Origin of the sequence: Chryseobacterium salipaludis (assembly GCF_022968825.1) — a bacterium.
Taxonomy (GTDB): domain Bacteria; phylum Bacteroidota; class Bacteroidia; order Flavobacteriales; family Weeksellaceae; genus Kaistella; species Kaistella salipaludis.
This window is the reverse complement of sequence record NZ_JALHKS010000002.1, coordinates 63,034-78,221: the sequence shown is the minus strand read 5'-3', so window position 1 is coordinate 78,221 and position 15,188 is coordinate 63,034. Positions and strand designations below refer to the sequence as shown.

Genomic DNA, 15,188 nt, shown 5'->3' with positions numbered 1-15,188 from the left:
TTAAAATATTGCCGTGTCGAAGAAAGAAACCCCGCTGATGAAGCAGTACAATAGTATTAAGGCAAAATATCCTGATGCCCTTTTACTGTTTCGTATCGGTGATTTTTATGAAACTTTTGGTGAAGATGCCATCCGCACTTCGCAGATTCTGGGGATTGTACTCACCAAGCGGGCAAACGGTGACAGCCATACAGAACTGGCCGGTTTTCCGCACCATTCCATTGATTCTTATTTACCTAAGTTGGTGCGTGCCGGTTTGCGGGTAGCCATCTGCGATCAGCTCGAAGATCCCAAATCAGTAAAAGGCATCGTGAAACGCGGCGTGACCGAACTGGTGACACCGGGCGTTACCTTTAATGAACAAGTTCTGACTTCCAAGGAGAATAATTTCCTGATGGCGGTTCATAAAGAAAAAGAAAAATACGGCATTGCGCTGGTGGATGTGTCCACCGGCGAATTTCTTATTGCAGAAGGAAACCTGGATAAACTGCTGCATACCATTGCAACTTTTCAGCCCAGTGAAATCCTTTGCCAGCGATTGGTACAGTTACCTTCCCAACTCTCTTCACAACCGTTATATAAGCTGGAAGACTGGGCGTTTCAGTTCAACTTTGCCTATGAAAAACTGACCTCGCATTTTAAGACTACCTCGTTAAAAGGGTTTGGTGCAGAACAGTGTACGCTGGGCGTCACCGCAGCCGGTGCGATCTTCGCATATTTGGTGGAAGATACCCATCATGCTTTGCTTCAGCATATCACCAAACTGCAGGTGCTGCCTTCAGACGAATATCTGATGATGGACCAGTTCACGCTCCGCAACCTGGAAATTGTGCACCCAAGTCATCACGGTGGAAAGGCTTTGTTGCATATCGTCGATAAAACTTCGACCCCGATGGGTGGCCGCCTGCTGCGGCGCAGGCTGATTCTTCCCCTGAAAAATACAGCAGATATCAACCGCAGACTGGATCTGGTGGAATACTTAAATGAAGATGAAAATCTGCGCTATGATATCCTGCAGTTATTGAAAAGCATTTCAGATCTCGACCGTTTGCTGGGTAAACTGGCCTCGGATAAAATTTGTCCGAAAGAAATAGGATACCTGCGGCAGAGCCTGCAGCACATTGAAGAAATACGGTCGCTGCTGCATTCTCATGAGAAAATGCTGGCCTGGCTGGAACCGCTGCAAAGCTTTCAGGAACTGAACACTTACCTTGCCGAACGCCTGAACGAAGAATTACCGGTACAGCTGGCCAAAGGAAATGTGATCCGGGCCGGCATTTCCGAAGAACTGGACCGGCTGCGCGCACTGCAAACCAAAGGAAAGGATTTCCTCGATGAAATGTGCAACCGTGAAATAGAGCGCACCGGCATCAGCAGCCTTAAAATAAGCTTTAATAACGTCTTCGGGTATTATATTGAAGTGCGGAATACCCATAAAGATAAAGTACCTGCGGACTGGATCCGGAAGCAAACGCTGGTGAATGCGGAGCGTTACATTACCGAAGAACTGAAACAATACGAAGAGCAGATTCTGGGCGCGGAAGAAAAAATTGCCGCACTGGAACATGGCTTGTATCGCGAACTGTGCAGCCATGTGATGCTGTACATCGACCGCATCCAGGATAACTCCAAAATTATTGCGGAACTGGACTGTGCCGTGGGCCTGTCTGAACTGGCCGTGACGGAAAGTTACACCAAACCGAAAATCACGGAATCCTATGACATTTCACTTTCCGAGGCGCGGCATCCTATTATTGAAAATGCGCTGCCTTTGGGTGAAAAATATATTCCGAATGACTTGTTTCTTTCTCGTGAAACGCAGCAGATCATCATGGTAACCGGACCGAATATGGCGGGTAAATCCGCTATTCTGCGGCAAACGGCGATCATCTGCCTGCTGGCACAGATGGGCAGTTTTGTGCCGGCCAAACATGCGCAGATTGGCTTGCTGGATAAGATTTTCACCCGGGTAGGCGCTACCGATAATATCTCCTCCGGAGAATCTACCTTTATGGTGGAAATGAATGAAGCGGCGAACATTCTGAATAATATTTCTGACCGCAGCCTGGTGTTACTGGATGAAATCGGACGCGGAACCTCCACTTATGATGGCGTATCGATTGCTTGGGCCATTGCGGAATATCTGCATCAGCACCCGGCACAACCCAAAACCCTGTTTGCCACACATTACCATGAGCTGAATGAAATGACGGTAAACTTTCCGCGTATTAAGAATTTCCACGTGGCGATACAGGAAAGCCGCGGGAATATTATTTTCCTTCGTAAACTCTTGCCGGGCGGCAGTGAACACAGCTTCGGGATTCATGTCGCGAAACTGGCCGGCATGCCTGCCGCTGTGGTGCGCCGGGCCGGGGAAGTTTTGAAAACACTCGAAAGCAGCCGCTCGCAGGAACCCGACGGAAAGAAGACCAAAGCATTAACAGAAGAAAATATGCAGTTATCGTTCTTCCAGCTGGATGACCCGGTGCTGGAAAATATCCGCGAGGAACTGACGAAAATTGATATTAATACACTCACGCCCATTGAAGCGCTTATGAAACTAAATGCAATTAAAAAAATGACCGGTAAATAAGAATGTCTTTCTTTAGGTGACACGCCGTTTTGTGCTGGCTTCCACCCATTCTTCTTTCTTGCAATTCGTACACGTACCGGCAGGGCCAGGCACTTTTTCTTCTGTATATCCGCAGAAGGTGCAGGAATATAATCCCGCATTTTCAATTTGCCGCAGGGGATTTTGCAGCGAACCCAGCATAACCGACAGGCCGGGTTTTGTATCTTCTTCACTATAAAAGAAAACGCTGATGTCTCCGGAGGTTTCTTCGATGGCGGTTTCTATCTGCCCGAGTTGGGAAACGCCCTTTAACCTTAATTCAGAAAAGAATTCATCTCTGCCCAAGTTTTCTTTTTTAAAATTCTCTACGGAGAAAGTACCTTGCTCAATCAGGCAGATCGGTTTCCCTTCCAGGAGGGTTTCCAACCGTTTGGACTTTCCGACGAAATAAGTAATAACCGCGTAGAGCAGAATAATCACGACAAATACCACGACCGAAAAAATAATTCCCACATCCTGATAAAACATGGGGTCGCCGGCCGCAGAGCCAAGCCCGATGATGACCACCAGTTCAAACACGGAAAGTTGTTTCACGCCCCGTTTTCCCAGAATCCGCAAGCCCAGGATAATCACCAGAAACATAATGAGCGTACGGAGAACGACCTCAATGATAAAGGAAGCCTTTTCGGTGCCGAAAAGAACCTGATGCCAAAACGAATCTGCAGCAAGAATTGTCATAGTTTTATTATTAATAACAGAAACGAAGCTACAATAAAAAATGATTTCAGGAATGGATACTGATACGCAGCAATACGCACAGCTAAAGTTTTTTTGAGGGAAGAACGGTCCACTAATCTTTTAGAAAAAGAGGGATCAATCAAAATTTTGCAGATCTACCAGTTTACGGTACATTCCGTTGCGGTTGTATAGCTCGAGATGTGTGCCCTGTTCTACAATTTCGCCGCGTTCCATCACCACAATCCAGTCCGCTTTCTGAATGGTGGAGAGGCGGTGGGCAATTACCAGCGAGGTGCGGTTTTCCATCATTTTTTCTAAGGCTTCCTGCACGAATCGCTCACTCTCGGTATCGAGAGCGGAGGTGGCCTCATCCAGGATCATAATCGGCGGATTTTTCAGGACGGCTCTGGCGATGGAAACACGCTGTTTCTGGCCGCCCGAAAGTTTATTGCCATCGTCACCAATGTTGGTATGGTACTGCTCCGGCAGTTCTTCGATGAAGCGGTGCGCATTGGCAATTTTGGCCGCTTCTGTCACTTCCTGTTCGGTAGCATCGGCTTTACCCATCAGGATGTTGTTGTACACCGAATCATTAAATAACACGGATTCCTGGGTCACCATTCCCAAAAGCGAACGGTAGTCCTTCACGCTTAATTCTTTGATATCATGACCATCGACCAGAATGGCACCTTCGGAAACATCATAAAAACGCGTCAGCAAATTGGCAATCGTTGTTTTCCCGGAGCCGGACTGGCCTACCAGTGCCACCGTCTTTCCTTTCGGGATGTTCAAATTAAAGTTTTTCAGGATGACATTGTCTTTATCGTAATAAAACCCGATATTTTTAAACTCAATTCCTTTTTCTAAATTATGAATGCGGATCGGATTTTCAATTTCATCAATTTTTAAATCATAATCCAGCACTTCAGAGACGCGGTCCAGACTCGCCATCCCGCCCTGAATGTTGGATATCGCGCTGGAAAGTTTTTTCGCAGGATCCAGAATCTGGAAGAAAATCCCGATAAACACCAGAAAGGTTTCCGGTTCCATGGTCTGTTCGTTCAGAATCTGAACGCCGGCAAACCACGTGATAATCAGGATGGTAACTGAGCCCAGGAACTCGCTCATCGGAGAGGCCATTTCGCGGCGGCGGCTCATGCCGATGGCGTACTTCTGCCAATTCCCGGTTGTGGACACAAAACGGCGGCGGAGGATGCGGTCAGCGTTGAATATCTTAATGACTTTGGAGGATTTCAGCGTTTCATCTACCAGAGAAAACAAGCTCCCTAATTCTTCCTGTGCGGCGGTTGCCTGGCGCTTCAGGCTTTTGCCCACCCACGAAATCAGCCAGCCCATCACCGGAAAAACCAGCAGTGAAAATAAGGTGAGTTTCGGAGATAAAATAAACAACGTAATTAGTGAAGACAAAATCATAAATGGTGAATTGATCACGTCCACCAGGCTGCCCATAATACCACCTTCCACAGCACCGATGTCATTTGAAATCCGCGACATCATATCTCCTTTTCTTTTTTCGGTGAAGAAGGAAACCGGCAGCTTCAGGAACTTGTCGTACATCGCCGTCCGTAGGTCCATCGTAATTCCTACGCGATAATTTACCAGCAGGAAGGCGCCCAGATAACGGAAAATATTGCGCAACAGAAAAGCGACTGCGGTAATCGCACACAGAACAGCCAGAACCTGCACCGCGCCGTGTTTGTCAATCTCAGTCTGAATGGTATAGTATGCCCAGTCTTTGGCGTACCCGAAGAAATCCACAATTCTTCCCGAATAGACGGGCTGTATGCTGGTGTCCACTTTCTCCACCGTTCCGAACATCAATCCCAGAATCGGCAGCATGGTGGCCACCGAAAAGATATTGAGCACGGAATACATGATATTAAAAAAGATACTTGCGAAAAGATATTTTTTATGGGGACGGGCGAAAAAGAGGATTCTCTGGAAGGGCTTCATTGAATAAATTGAGTTGCGAAATTACGCAATTTTGAGCAGGCGCTTTTTATCTTTTCAGTTTCAGTTGGTTGTTATAGGCAGGATTGAAGGCAGCGGGTGAAAGATTTTCTACGGTTCTGCCAAAATGATTGATAATTGCCGTCAGGTTCGGTACTTTAATAACATCCATATCGTCGTTCAGCTGATGGTAATGCCGCGCGGTATTCATGTCGACCGTAGAAAAAGAATGCGCAACCACGCCCTTTTTCGCGAAACTGATATTGTCGGAACGGTAAAAAAGCTGCTGTTTCAGATAAGGGTCTGCGGCAATGGAGAAACCAGAAGGTGCCGCGGCGGTCAGTATTTCATGAAGGTTGGACACGTTATTGCCGGTCATATACACGGCGTTCGCACCAAAAGCGGAAACGGTACCCAGCATTTCAAAGTTAAAAAGAGCGGCCGTGTTTTTCCACAAAGGTTGCAGGGCAGGCAGATCAGCGAGCGCTTTCGAGCCTTTCATTCCTTTTTCTTCACCGTTAAAAGCCATATAAACTAAAGTGAACTCCGGTTTCTTTTCTTTAAAATAATCAGAAAGTGCAATAACGGCCGCTGTTCCGCTCGCATTATCGTCGGCTCCGTTGTAGATGGTGTCGGTTCCCGATTTTGCAGTGCCGATATGGTCGAAATGCCCGGCAAAGGCAATGGTTTTTTCAGAATTTCCTTTTTGCAGGCCGCAGACGTTATAAGTGATTTGCCCTTTATATTCAAAAGGAATAAGATACGACTCACCAAAACAGAAGTCCAGCCGGTTGGCAGCAAATTGTCGGGCAATGTACACAGCCGCTGAATCATTTTCAGGGGTGCCGATATCGCGGCCTTTCATTTCATCGGAAGCCAGAAAGGAAACCAGCGACTCCACGCGGTTTTCGGAAATCTGGCCAAAGGCGGCTATTTGCAGTAAACAAAACAGGGCAATGGAGATTTTCTTCATTCAATTAAATTTAAAATAAAGATACAAATCACCAGCACATAAAAAAACAGCTCCCGGCTGGAAGCTGTTTCACTCAAAAAAAAGCGTTGTACGTTTAGCGGAGCCTGTCCACAGATTTTACGAGCCGCTCATCTTTCCGGATGTATACATTGGCAATCAGCAAAGAGATAATCGCCAGCAACGGAAAGAGGGGCTCAATACCCTTCTCAGGAAAATCCATTCCTCCGGGTAAGGTGAGTAGCCAGTACGCCAGTAAACCGAGCAACAATATGTTAATCACCAGGCTGATCTTATTCAGCAGGATTTGTCTCTTGCGGTCCTTGTAACTTAAAATACTGATGAAACCGAATAAAACCAGCGCCACACATACCACCGAAATAAACGGCACGGGTCCGAACAGTGAAAAGTCCTGCCCGGTAATAAAAAGAAATACGGCACCCAGGATGGCTAAAAAGATCCAGACCGTCTGTATTCTCTGCAGCATAGTATTCGTTTCAGGCTACAAAACTAATAATAATTTTTGCATTTTTGAAAAATAAACGTAGATTTGCACATGTAATACTCCTTCATTAAGTACAAGTCGCCTGACTTAACTTTCTTACTTACATATACTTATAAATTACATTTTTGCGTAACATTTATGTTCAATATTGAAACGTTACGGTCGAAATCCGATGCGGATCTCACCAAAATTACCAGTGATCTGGGCATTAAACTTGGAAAGAACAGCAGCGAAGAAGATAAAATCTTTGCCATCCTGGATTTTCAGGCTTCCAATTCCAAAGTAGCCAAAGAATACTACAACGCCACGGAAAACACCGGCACCCCAGAAATCACTGAAAAACCGGCACCGAAGAAAGCACCCGCTAAAAAAGCCGCTCCGCGCAAAAAAGCGGAGAAAAAGGAAGAAGCGCCTGCTGCAGACAGTTCCGCCCGGGAAACAGAACCCACCGAAAAACCTGCTCCGGCTCCGCAAGAAAAACCAGCAGAACAAGAAGTCCAAGCAGATCCTGCTGCCGAGGAAAAACCAAAGCCGGCACAAAAGAAAAAACGCACCCGCACTCCGAATAAGCCTGAAGCAGAAACTGATCAAAGTACCGCTGCTGATTCCACACCCCAGGCTTCTGCTGAGACACAGGCAGACACTGCAGCCAAACCGGCACATTCCCATAAACAAAAAGGCGGATCGCACGACAACAACAATAGCAACAACGGCAACAATAACGGTAACAATAACGGTAACAACAACGGGAACAGCAACAACAAAAAGGAGCAGCACCAGCATAAAAACCAGCAACAGAATAACCGCCATCAGCAGAAAAATCAGCAAAACGACCAGAATGATGATTCCAAAAAGGAATTTAATTTTGACGGGCTGGTGACCATTGAAGGCGTGCTGGAAATCCTGCCGGACAACTACGGATTCCTGCGTTCGTCTGATTTCTCCTATATTTCTTCTCCGGATGATGTGTATGTGTCAACGAACCAGATCCGCAACTACGGCCTGAAGACCGGTGATACCGTGAAAGGAATTGTGCGTTTGCCGAAAGAAGGAGAGAAATACTTTTCTTTATTAAAGCCAACGGAAGTGAACGGCCGCGATCTGCAGTTCATCAAAGATCGGGTAGCGTTTGAATTCCTGACGCCTTTGTTCCCGGAAGAAAAATTTAACCTGACCGGCAAGAATTCCACGCATTCTTCACGGATTGTGGATTTGTTTACACCGATTGGGAAAGGCCAGCGTGCCATGATTGTGGCGCAGCCGAAAACCGGTAAAACAATGTTGCTGAAAGAGATTGCCAATTCCATCTCTGCCAACCATCCGGAAGCCTATATGATGATTCTGCTTATTGACGAACGCCCGGAAGAGGTAACCGATATGGAGCGCAGCGTAAATGCGGAAGTGATTGCTTCCACTTTCGATGAGCCGGCAGAAAAGCATGTGAAAGTGGCCAACCTGGTCCTGTCCAAAGCACAGCGCATGGTGGAATGCGGACATGATGTCGTAATATTGCTGGACTCGATTACAAGGCTGGCACGTGCTTATAATACCGTAACGCCTGCTTCCGGTAAGATACTTTCCGGTGGGGTGGATGCCAACGCACTGCACAAACCAAAACGTTTCTTCGGGGCCGCCAGAAACATCGAAGGTGGTGGGTCCCTGACGATTATCGCTACGGCGCTGATTGATACAGGTTCCAAAATGGATGAGGTGATCTTTGAGGAGTTTAAAGGAACCGGGAATATGGAGCTGCAATTGGATCGTAAGATTGCCAACAAGCGAATTTACCCGGCCATTGACCTGGTGGCTTCCAGTACACGCCGCGACGATCTGCTGCTGGATGAAACTGCGCAGCAGCGTATGTGGATTCTGCGTAAGTATCTGGCCGATATGAACCCAGTGGAAGCGATGGAGTTTGTGAATAAAAACATTAAGGGCACCATCAGCAATGAAGAGTTTCTGATGTCAATGAACAGATAAAATAATTAGTATTAAAAATATTAAACCGTGTCGGAACAATCTGACACGGTTTTTATTTGAATATAACAAAATGTATAGTTTATCTTACAATATACTCATAGACAATTTTAGTTGTAGAGGTACCATCTGCAGATTTGCGAACTGATTCTATGGGCATTCCCTGTTCATTGTATTTATGTGTATAGGTACTTGTACTTCCGTTTGACCAGTTGTTGTCACCATACTTGGAACTGTATTTTTCGGTTGCAATAGTGTTTTCGCTAATTACCTCAGCGTCTGAATGCAGCAGCCTGATATACGGATTCATATAAGAATAAGCACTGCGGTTTGTCGTGTATGTGTTTTCGTACTTGGACTGACTGCTTGAGGTGGTGAAAAGTTCTGTTATGATGTTATTGCCGGAATAGGTAAATGAAGTTGAATAAGGTCTGGTGCACCCCGGCGTTTCGCAAACTTTAACATCCACAAGTTTTCCCACAGAATTATATGTATAAAAAGTGTCATCAACAAAACTGTTTCCAGATCGGCTAGATGACTTGGTCAGCTTCGTATCTTCATAAATATATGTTTGTGTGACTTCTACATTGTCATAATAGGCCATGCCTTTAGTGGGTTTCCCCTCGCTGTCATAGGTGAAATCTATTCTGCTGCCATCACCCTCATCAATGGTTATAATCTGAGACTTGTCATTGTATTTATAAATGGTCACATCAGTGCCATCACCATACATACTGCTATTAATCGTGGTAACTTTACTCACCAGCCAGGTTTGTTCATTCGGTTGATCATCACGATCGCTGTCACAGGAGCTTAAACCGATCGCAACGATCGCCATACTAAAAATAAATTTATATTTCATTTGTTTTAAAATTTATTCAAAGAAAACAAAAATTTATGTACAGGAAAGGAAATCTCTCATAAAATATTCAAAAATAGATAAGCTAAGAATTAAGTACCAAGCACGATTTTTGCATTAAAAGATTTTAATCATTAAATTTACGTTTAAATAAAACTATCAAATTATGTTTACATTACCTGATTTAGGATATGCGTACGACGCTTTAGAACCAACCATCGATGCGAAAACCATGGAAATCCATTACACAAAGCACCACCAGGGCTACGTGGATAACCTAAATAAAGCAGTGGAAGGAACTGATTTAGCAGATAAATCTATCGAGGAAGTATGCAAAACAGGAACTGACAAACCAGCAGTCCGCAACAACGGCGGTGGCCACTATAACCACAGCCTTTTCTGGAAACTGATTGCACCGGGTGGCAGCAAAGAACCGGTTGGGAAAGTGAAGGAAGCTTTGGAAAGTTACGGCGGAATGGAGAAATTCAAAACAGATTTTGCCGAAGCAGCCAAAACAAGATTTGGTTCCGGCTGGGCGTGGTTGATCAAAAATGAAGATGGTTCCCTCGCGGTAACATCCACTCCGAACCAGGATAACCCGCTGATGCCGCAGGCTGATAAAAACGGAACGCCTATTCTGGGAATTGATGTGTGGGAGCATGCGTACTATCTCAACTACCAAAACCGTCGTCCGGATTATGTATCGGCCTTCTTCGATATCATCAACTGGGATGAGGTGGAAAGACTGTACAACGCCTAGTTTCTAAAAGCATGTGTACAACAAAAGTTCAGGATTCGTCCTGAACTTTTTTTATTTACCGGATATCGGCCGGAGAGATTCCCTGCAGGCGTAAACCATATTTCCAGCCGACATAGGCGAACACCTGATAAAGTTTGTACTCGAACTTAAGTCCGTAATCAATGGTGGGATCGTAATCAATGGCGGATTCAATAATGTTTCGGTAGCGCCCGGAGTAATAATAAGAGTTCCACTCGCTCACCAGAAAACGGTTCTTTGATTTCAGGTACGATTCAGAATACATACTCATCGGTTTGGCCACAGCATTCAGGAAGTAATCGTACTGGCTGTCGAACACGATCAGGTCATATTCGTCATCCTCGTTTTTCTGCGCCTGGATCTTTTGTTCTTTGTCTTTGTTTATAGCTTTTGGGCCGGTGCAACTCAGGCTAAAGAGAAACAACAGACTGTATATTAAATATTTCATTGGATTTATATTTTAAATTCAGACATCAAATATATCACCAAAAAAACCGCTTCATTTCTGAAACGGTTTTAACTTTAATATATTAATTTGCTTCGCGCTGCACGACCACAAAAGCAGGGAAGTGGTCACTGTAGCCGCCGGTATAGCGGTCGCCATCCCAGGAACGCAGCGGATAGCCCTTCCAGTTGCCCTCCTTATTGATCAGATACGGCGGTGCAAAAACTTCGGTTCGGTAAACTGAATATTCTTTTCCAACCTGGTCTGAAATCAGATTGCCCGATACGATAATCTGGTCAAACAGATTTCCGGAATCGCGGTAGGCCAGGGATGCAACCCCTTTTTTGTATAAAGGATACATCAGGTTCAGATACGGCATTTCCGGGCTCAGTTGTTTTGGTTGCAAAGCAGCTTTCAGATAGTTTTTCAAACTGGTGCTCACCGGATCGTCGTTGAAATCGCCCATCGCAAATAGTTTTGCGGAAGGATCCTGCGCGCGCACGCTGTCCATCTGTTGTTTCAGGACCGCTGCAGCTGCATTTCTCCGGGGCAGGGAACGCGCCTCGCCACCGCTCCGGGAAGGCCAGTGGTTCATGAACAAAGCAATTTTTTCGTTATCCAGGAAGCCGGTGGCTACCAGTACATCACGGGTGTAACTTCTTTTGCCGTCATCATTAAATATTTTCACTTCTTTTTTAAGTGAATTGCTCGGCGTAAACCTTCTTTTCTGATAAATCAAAGCCACATCGATTCCGCGCGCATCGAACGAGTTGTAATGAATAATGCCGTAGTCATATTTAGCCAGCAGCGGATGTTTCACCAGATCTTCAATCACCTGACGATTTTCCACCTCAATCAGGCCCACGACCGCCGGCGGAATATTGCCGGTATATTGCGCACCCATTTCAGAGATCACCTTCGCGATGTTGGCAATTTTCTGGTTGTATTTTTTACTGTTCCAGTTCTTTGGGCTGTTAACCGTGAAATCATCTGCCAGGATCTGGCGGCGGATTACTTTTTTGCCTTTCAGTAATTCATTGCTCCAGGGGCCGCGGTATTCTTCCGTTACTTCCAGATATTTCAAAGAGTCAAGCGGGACGCTGCGGTGAAAAGCGGGATTGCTGAAGTCCTTGGTGCCATCAATATAATCGGCAGACGGAATGGTATCGAACAGGTTCTCCACATTCATGAAGCCTATGGTAGCTACTTTTCTCAGTTGCCCTTTTTGCTGCGCGCCAGCGTAGCAAAACAGAGCGATTAATAAGAGGCTGCTGAGTTTTTTCATTGTAAATAATGTACTAATTATATAATGCAAAGTTAATAATAAAAAACAGGATTTTTCCGGGGAAGCAGGTTATCCAACTTTTATCATGTTACCCTCTGACAGAGGTTTTTAAATAAATCTTTTACGGATATTATTCTTAAATTTGCGCACATATCATACAACTGATTAATAAAGTAATCAGAAGTCAAAACTAATTTAACGAAGATGATTAAAAAGCTATCTTTAATCTCAATGTTCACTTTGTTGCCGGCCTCCTTTTATTTTGCGCAAACTACTGTGTATGCGTATCTGAAAGATGCAGATGGAAATCCGGTGGAAAGTGCAGAGATCGACCTGAAAGGAACAGGGAAAGAGGTGAAAGCGGACAAAATCGGCTACTTCCAGTTCGTGGATCTGGAAGCGGGCAATTACCAGATCGTGATCACCAAGCCGGCGTACGAAACCAAAGTAATGGAGTTCGACGTGACCGATGAAAAACGCAAGGACCTCGGTGTGGTCACCTTGTACAGCAGTTTAACCGGTGCTGAGCAGGGCCTCGCCATTATCGAAGCGACCGGTGATGAGGAGAATGCCAGCCAGGGAACCACCGTGGGACTGCTCCAGTCTTCCCAGGATGTGTTCAGCCGCATTGCTGCCTTCGACCTGGGTGCCTACTGGTTCCGTCCGCGCGGAATTGATGGCCGTACCGGTGAAACCATGATGAATGGGGTGAGCATGGTGAAAGCCGACAACGGAAATGTGGACTTCAGCAACTGGGGCGGTCTCAACGAGATTACGCGTTATCCGGAAATCTCGGCGAACCACGCTCCGTCTGAATATGCTTTCGGTGGGGCCAGTTCTGTGATTTATAAAAACACCAATGCCGGAGATTACCGCAAAGGTTTCCAGGCAACCTATTCCTTAACCAACCGAAATTACCGCAACCGCGCCTCCCTGCGCTACAGTTCGGGAATGAACAAAAACGGCTGGGCGTACACCATCATGGGCGCGCGCCGCTGGGCACAGGAAGGAATTCAGGAAGGAACTTTTTATGATGCGTATGGCGCATTTTTGGGGATTGAAAAGAAATTTAATGATTCCCATTCCCTGAGCTTCAGCGCTTTTGCAGCACCGTATCGCCGTTCTACCGCGAGCCCGAGTACGCAGGAAGTGTATGACTACCGCGGTGTTCATTACAACTCTTACTGGGGCTACCAGGACGGCAAGAAACGCAGCGAGCGTGTGCGCGAAGGTTTCCAGCCTATATTCCAACTGCAGGATTTCTGGAAGATCAATGATAAATCCAGTTTGCGTACCGCTATTTCCTATCAGTTTGGTAAAGATAAAAGTGCCCGCCTGGACTGGCAGAACGTGAGCAATCCATCGCCGACGTACTACCGAAACCTGCCAAGCTATTTCGATTCCCTGGATCCGAATGCTTCCGTGACCGTAGGTCCGAATGAAATCATGACAACAGCGCAGGATGCATTTCAAACAGCGCTGGCCGGCTGGCAGAGCGGTGATCCCGCCATTACGCAGCTGGACTGGAATGCATTGTACCGCCGCAATATGAATCAGCAGGCCGCTGATTATTATGGCGTAACCGGAAGACGGTCACTGTATTTTCAGGTGAACGATGTCAGTGATGATAAGATTTTTAATGCCGGCACACACTTTACCCATGACTTCAGTGAAACGACCCGTTTTCTGCTAAACCTTTCCTATCAGAACTATAAGTCTGAGTTGTACCGCGAAGTGAAAGACCTGCTGGGAGGAGACTTTGCGCTGAACCGGGATCCTTTTTCCGATACCAATCAGCCCGGCAAAAGCGGTCTGTATAATGCCGGTGAGGACCAGGTAACCAAACGCGTGGGAGATAAAATTAACTATGACTATATTTTCACCCGCCAGGAAGTGAAGTTCAATCCGGGATTGAAATTCCAGACCGGGAAATTTGATGCTTTTGTGTCCGGATTAGCGGGCTATTCTGTTTCTAACCGCGAAGGTTTATTTAACCATTATTTATATAAAGATTCCTACGGCAAAAGCGAGAATTTTGATTTCTGGAATTTTGGTTTAAAAGGACAGGTGGTGTATAAGGCAGACGGACGAAACTTCTTTGTTTATAATGGCGCTTATTTCTCACAGGCACCTTTCCTGGAAGATTTATTCATCAACCCACGTGTTAATGCCTCCGTGGCGCCGAACGTGAGAAATGCAGTGGTGAATGCGAATGACCTGAGCTTTGTTCACAACAGCCCGTTTGTGAAACTCAGATTAACCGGATATATCGTCAATACAGAAAATGACACCAACGTTCAGCGTTTCTTTGCCGACGGAATCCAGCTGCAAAGCACTAGTGCGGAAGGTGAAGTTACCAGCGTACAGAGTGCTTTTGTAACACAGGTCATGTCTAATCTGAACAAAAGAAACCTCGGCGCGGAACTGGGTGTTGACGTAAAACTGTCGCCGACCTTATCGGCACAGGGTCTTGCCAGCTACGGTCAGTTCACCTATCAGAATGACCCGAATGTATATTTTGCCTCCGATGCGGCAGGAGTCTTTGAAAACGGCAAAGCCTATCAGGACCTGGGTAAAGCCTATCTGAAGAATTACCGCATGGGCGGAACGCCGCAGCAGGGATATTCCATCGGATTGCGCTACAACTCACCGAAATATTGGTGGATCGGCGGAAACTGGAATTATCTGGATGATAACTTCCTGGATCCTTCCGCACTTACCCGCACCGAGCGTTTTGTGCAGAACCCGGTCACTGGAGCTCCGTACGCCGGACTCACGGAATCTGATCTTCGGCGCGTATTGCAGCCAACACAATTGCCGGCCGCTTTCTTCTTTAATGCAAACGCGGGGAAATCATGGAGACTGGGTAGTTATTACGTGCTGCTAACTGCTTCTGTTAACAACATCCTGAACAACAAGCGCTACATCACCGGTGGATTTGAGCAAACCCGAAACGTAGCATATCCGCGTTTTGTGGAAGAAAATAACCGCGAGATGCCGCTGTTCGGCCCTAAATACTGGTACACACAGGGAACATCCTATTTCGTAAACCTGCAGGTACGTTTTTAATTAACCAAGAATTATAAAA

General features: G+C 46.0%; 11 protein-coding genes. 4 read left to right on the top strand and 7 right to left on the bottom strand.

All coding sequences use genetic code 11. From position 1 onward, the window contains the following. Window positions 1-7 precede the first annotated feature (7 nt). Window positions 8-2,593, top strand: a complete 2,586-nt coding sequence (mutS, locus tag MVI27_RS03030; RefSeq protein ID WP_246959783.1) for a DNA mismatch repair protein MutS — start codon at window positions 8-10, stop codon at window positions 2,591-2,593. 12 nt (window positions 2,594-2,605) lie between these two features. On the opposite strand, the gene MVI27_RS03025 is transcribed toward mutS, so the two are convergent. The 4 genes from MVI27_RS03025 to MVI27_RS03010 form a co-directional block, all read right to left on the bottom strand. Then, the gene (locus MVI27_RS03025; protein ID WP_246959222.1) at window positions 2,606-3,310 is read right to left on the bottom strand and encodes a DUF421 domain-containing protein; all 705 of its coding nucleotides are present in this window, start codon (window positions 3,308-3,310) and stop codon (window positions 2,606-2,608) included. Between the two features lie 135 nt (window positions 3,311-3,445). After that, window positions 3,446-5,284 (bottom strand): ABC transporter ATP-binding protein, encoded by a 1,839-nt coding sequence (locus MVI27_RS03020; protein WP_246959221.1) that lies wholly within the window; start codon window positions 5,282-5,284, stop codon window positions 3,446-3,448. A gap of 46 nt (window positions 5,285-5,330) precedes the next feature. Continuing rightward, a complete protein-coding gene (locus MVI27_RS03015; protein WP_246959220.1) occupies window positions 5,331-6,254 on the bottom strand; it encodes a M28 family peptidase in 924 nt (307 codons plus the stop codon). A 94-nt stretch (window positions 6,255-6,348) separates the two neighbouring features. Beyond that, the gene (locus tag MVI27_RS03010) at window positions 6,349-6,738 is read right to left on the bottom strand and encodes a DUF4293 family protein (protein WP_246959219.1); all 390 of its coding nucleotides are present in this window, start codon (window positions 6,736-6,738) and stop codon (window positions 6,349-6,351) included. 156 nt (window positions 6,739-6,894) lie between these two features. Between MVI27_RS03010 and rho the strand changes: the two genes are divergently transcribed. Beyond that, window positions 6,895-8,736 (top strand): transcription termination factor Rho, encoded by a 1,842-nt coding sequence (gene rho, locus MVI27_RS03005; protein WP_246959218.1) that lies wholly within the window; start codon window positions 6,895-6,897, stop codon window positions 8,734-8,736. A gap of 79 nt (window positions 8,737-8,815) precedes the next feature. Here the strand turns inward: rho and MVI27_RS03000 are convergent, their stop codons facing one another. Beyond that, window positions 8,816-9,571 carry a hypothetical protein gene (locus MVI27_RS03000; RefSeq protein ID WP_246959217.1) on the bottom strand — a complete coding sequence of 252 codons (756 nt, stop codon included), beginning with the start codon at window positions 9,569-9,571 and terminating at the stop codon, window positions 8,816-8,818. 184 nt (window positions 9,572-9,755) lie between these two features. On the opposite strand from MVI27_RS03000, the gene MVI27_RS02995 reads away from it, so the two are divergent. Further along, a complete protein-coding gene (locus MVI27_RS02995) occupies window positions 9,756-10,352 on the top strand; it encodes a superoxide dismutase (RefSeq protein ID WP_246959782.1) in 597 nt (198 codons plus the stop codon). A gap of 55 nt (window positions 10,353-10,407) precedes the next feature. On the opposite strand, the gene MVI27_RS02990 is transcribed toward MVI27_RS02995, so the two are convergent. Continuing rightward, a complete protein-coding gene (locus MVI27_RS02990) occupies window positions 10,408-10,818 on the bottom strand; it encodes a DUF6146 family protein (RefSeq protein WP_246959216.1) in 411 nt (136 codons plus the stop codon). Window positions 10,819-10,900: 82 nt separating this feature from the next. Beyond that, window positions 10,901-12,100 carry an endonuclease/exonuclease/phosphatase family protein gene (locus MVI27_RS02985; RefSeq protein ID WP_246959215.1) on the bottom strand — a complete coding sequence of 400 codons (1,200 nt, stop codon included), beginning with the start codon at window positions 12,098-12,100 and terminating at the stop codon, window positions 10,901-10,903. Between the two features lie 204 nt (window positions 12,101-12,304). On the opposite strand from MVI27_RS02985, the gene MVI27_RS02980 reads away from it, so the two are divergent. Continuing rightward, window positions 12,305-15,169 carry a TonB-dependent receptor gene (locus MVI27_RS02980; RefSeq protein WP_246959214.1) on the top strand — a complete coding sequence of 955 codons (2,865 nt, stop codon included), beginning with the start codon at window positions 12,305-12,307 and terminating at the stop codon, window positions 15,167-15,169. Window positions 15,170-15,188: the final 19 nt, after the last annotated feature.

What these genes read in the sequence shown, in the direction of transcription:
- MVI27_RS03025 (WP_246959222.1), bottom strand. Translation starts at nt 3,310, where the DNA reads ATGACAATTCTTGCTGCAGATTCGTTTTGGCATCAGGTTCTTTTCGGC.
- MVI27_RS03020 (WP_246959221.1), bottom strand. Translation starts at nt 5,284, where the DNA reads ATGAAGCCCTTCCAGAGAATCCTCTTTTTCGCCCGTCCCCATAAAAAA.
- MVI27_RS03015 (WP_246959220.1), bottom strand. Translation starts at nt 6,254, where the DNA reads ATGAAGAAAATCTCCATTGCCCTGTTTTGTTTACTGCAAATAGCCGCC.
- MVI27_RS03010 (WP_246959219.1), bottom strand. Translation starts at nt 6,738, where the DNA reads ATGCTGCAGAGAATACAGACGGTCTGGATCTTTTTAGCCATCCTGGGT.
- rho (WP_246959218.1), top strand. Translation starts at nt 6,895, where the DNA reads ATGTTCAATATTGAAACGTTACGGTCGAAATCCGATGCGGATCTCACC.
- MVI27_RS03000 (WP_246959217.1), bottom strand. Translation starts at nt 9,571, where the DNA reads ATGGCGATCGTTGCGATCGGTTTAAGCTCCTGTGACAGCGATCGTGAT.
- MVI27_RS02990 (WP_246959216.1), bottom strand. Translation starts at nt 10,818, where the DNA reads ATGAAATATTTAATATACAGTCTGTTGTTTCTCTTTAGCCTGAGTTGC.
- MVI27_RS02985 (WP_246959215.1), bottom strand. Translation starts at nt 12,100, where the DNA reads ATGAAAAAACTCAGCAGCCTCTTATTAATCGCTCTGTTTTGCTACGCT.
- MVI27_RS02980 (WP_246959214.1), top strand. Translation starts at nt 12,305, where the DNA reads ATGATTAAAAAGCTATCTTTAATCTCAATGTTCACTTTGTTGCCGGCC.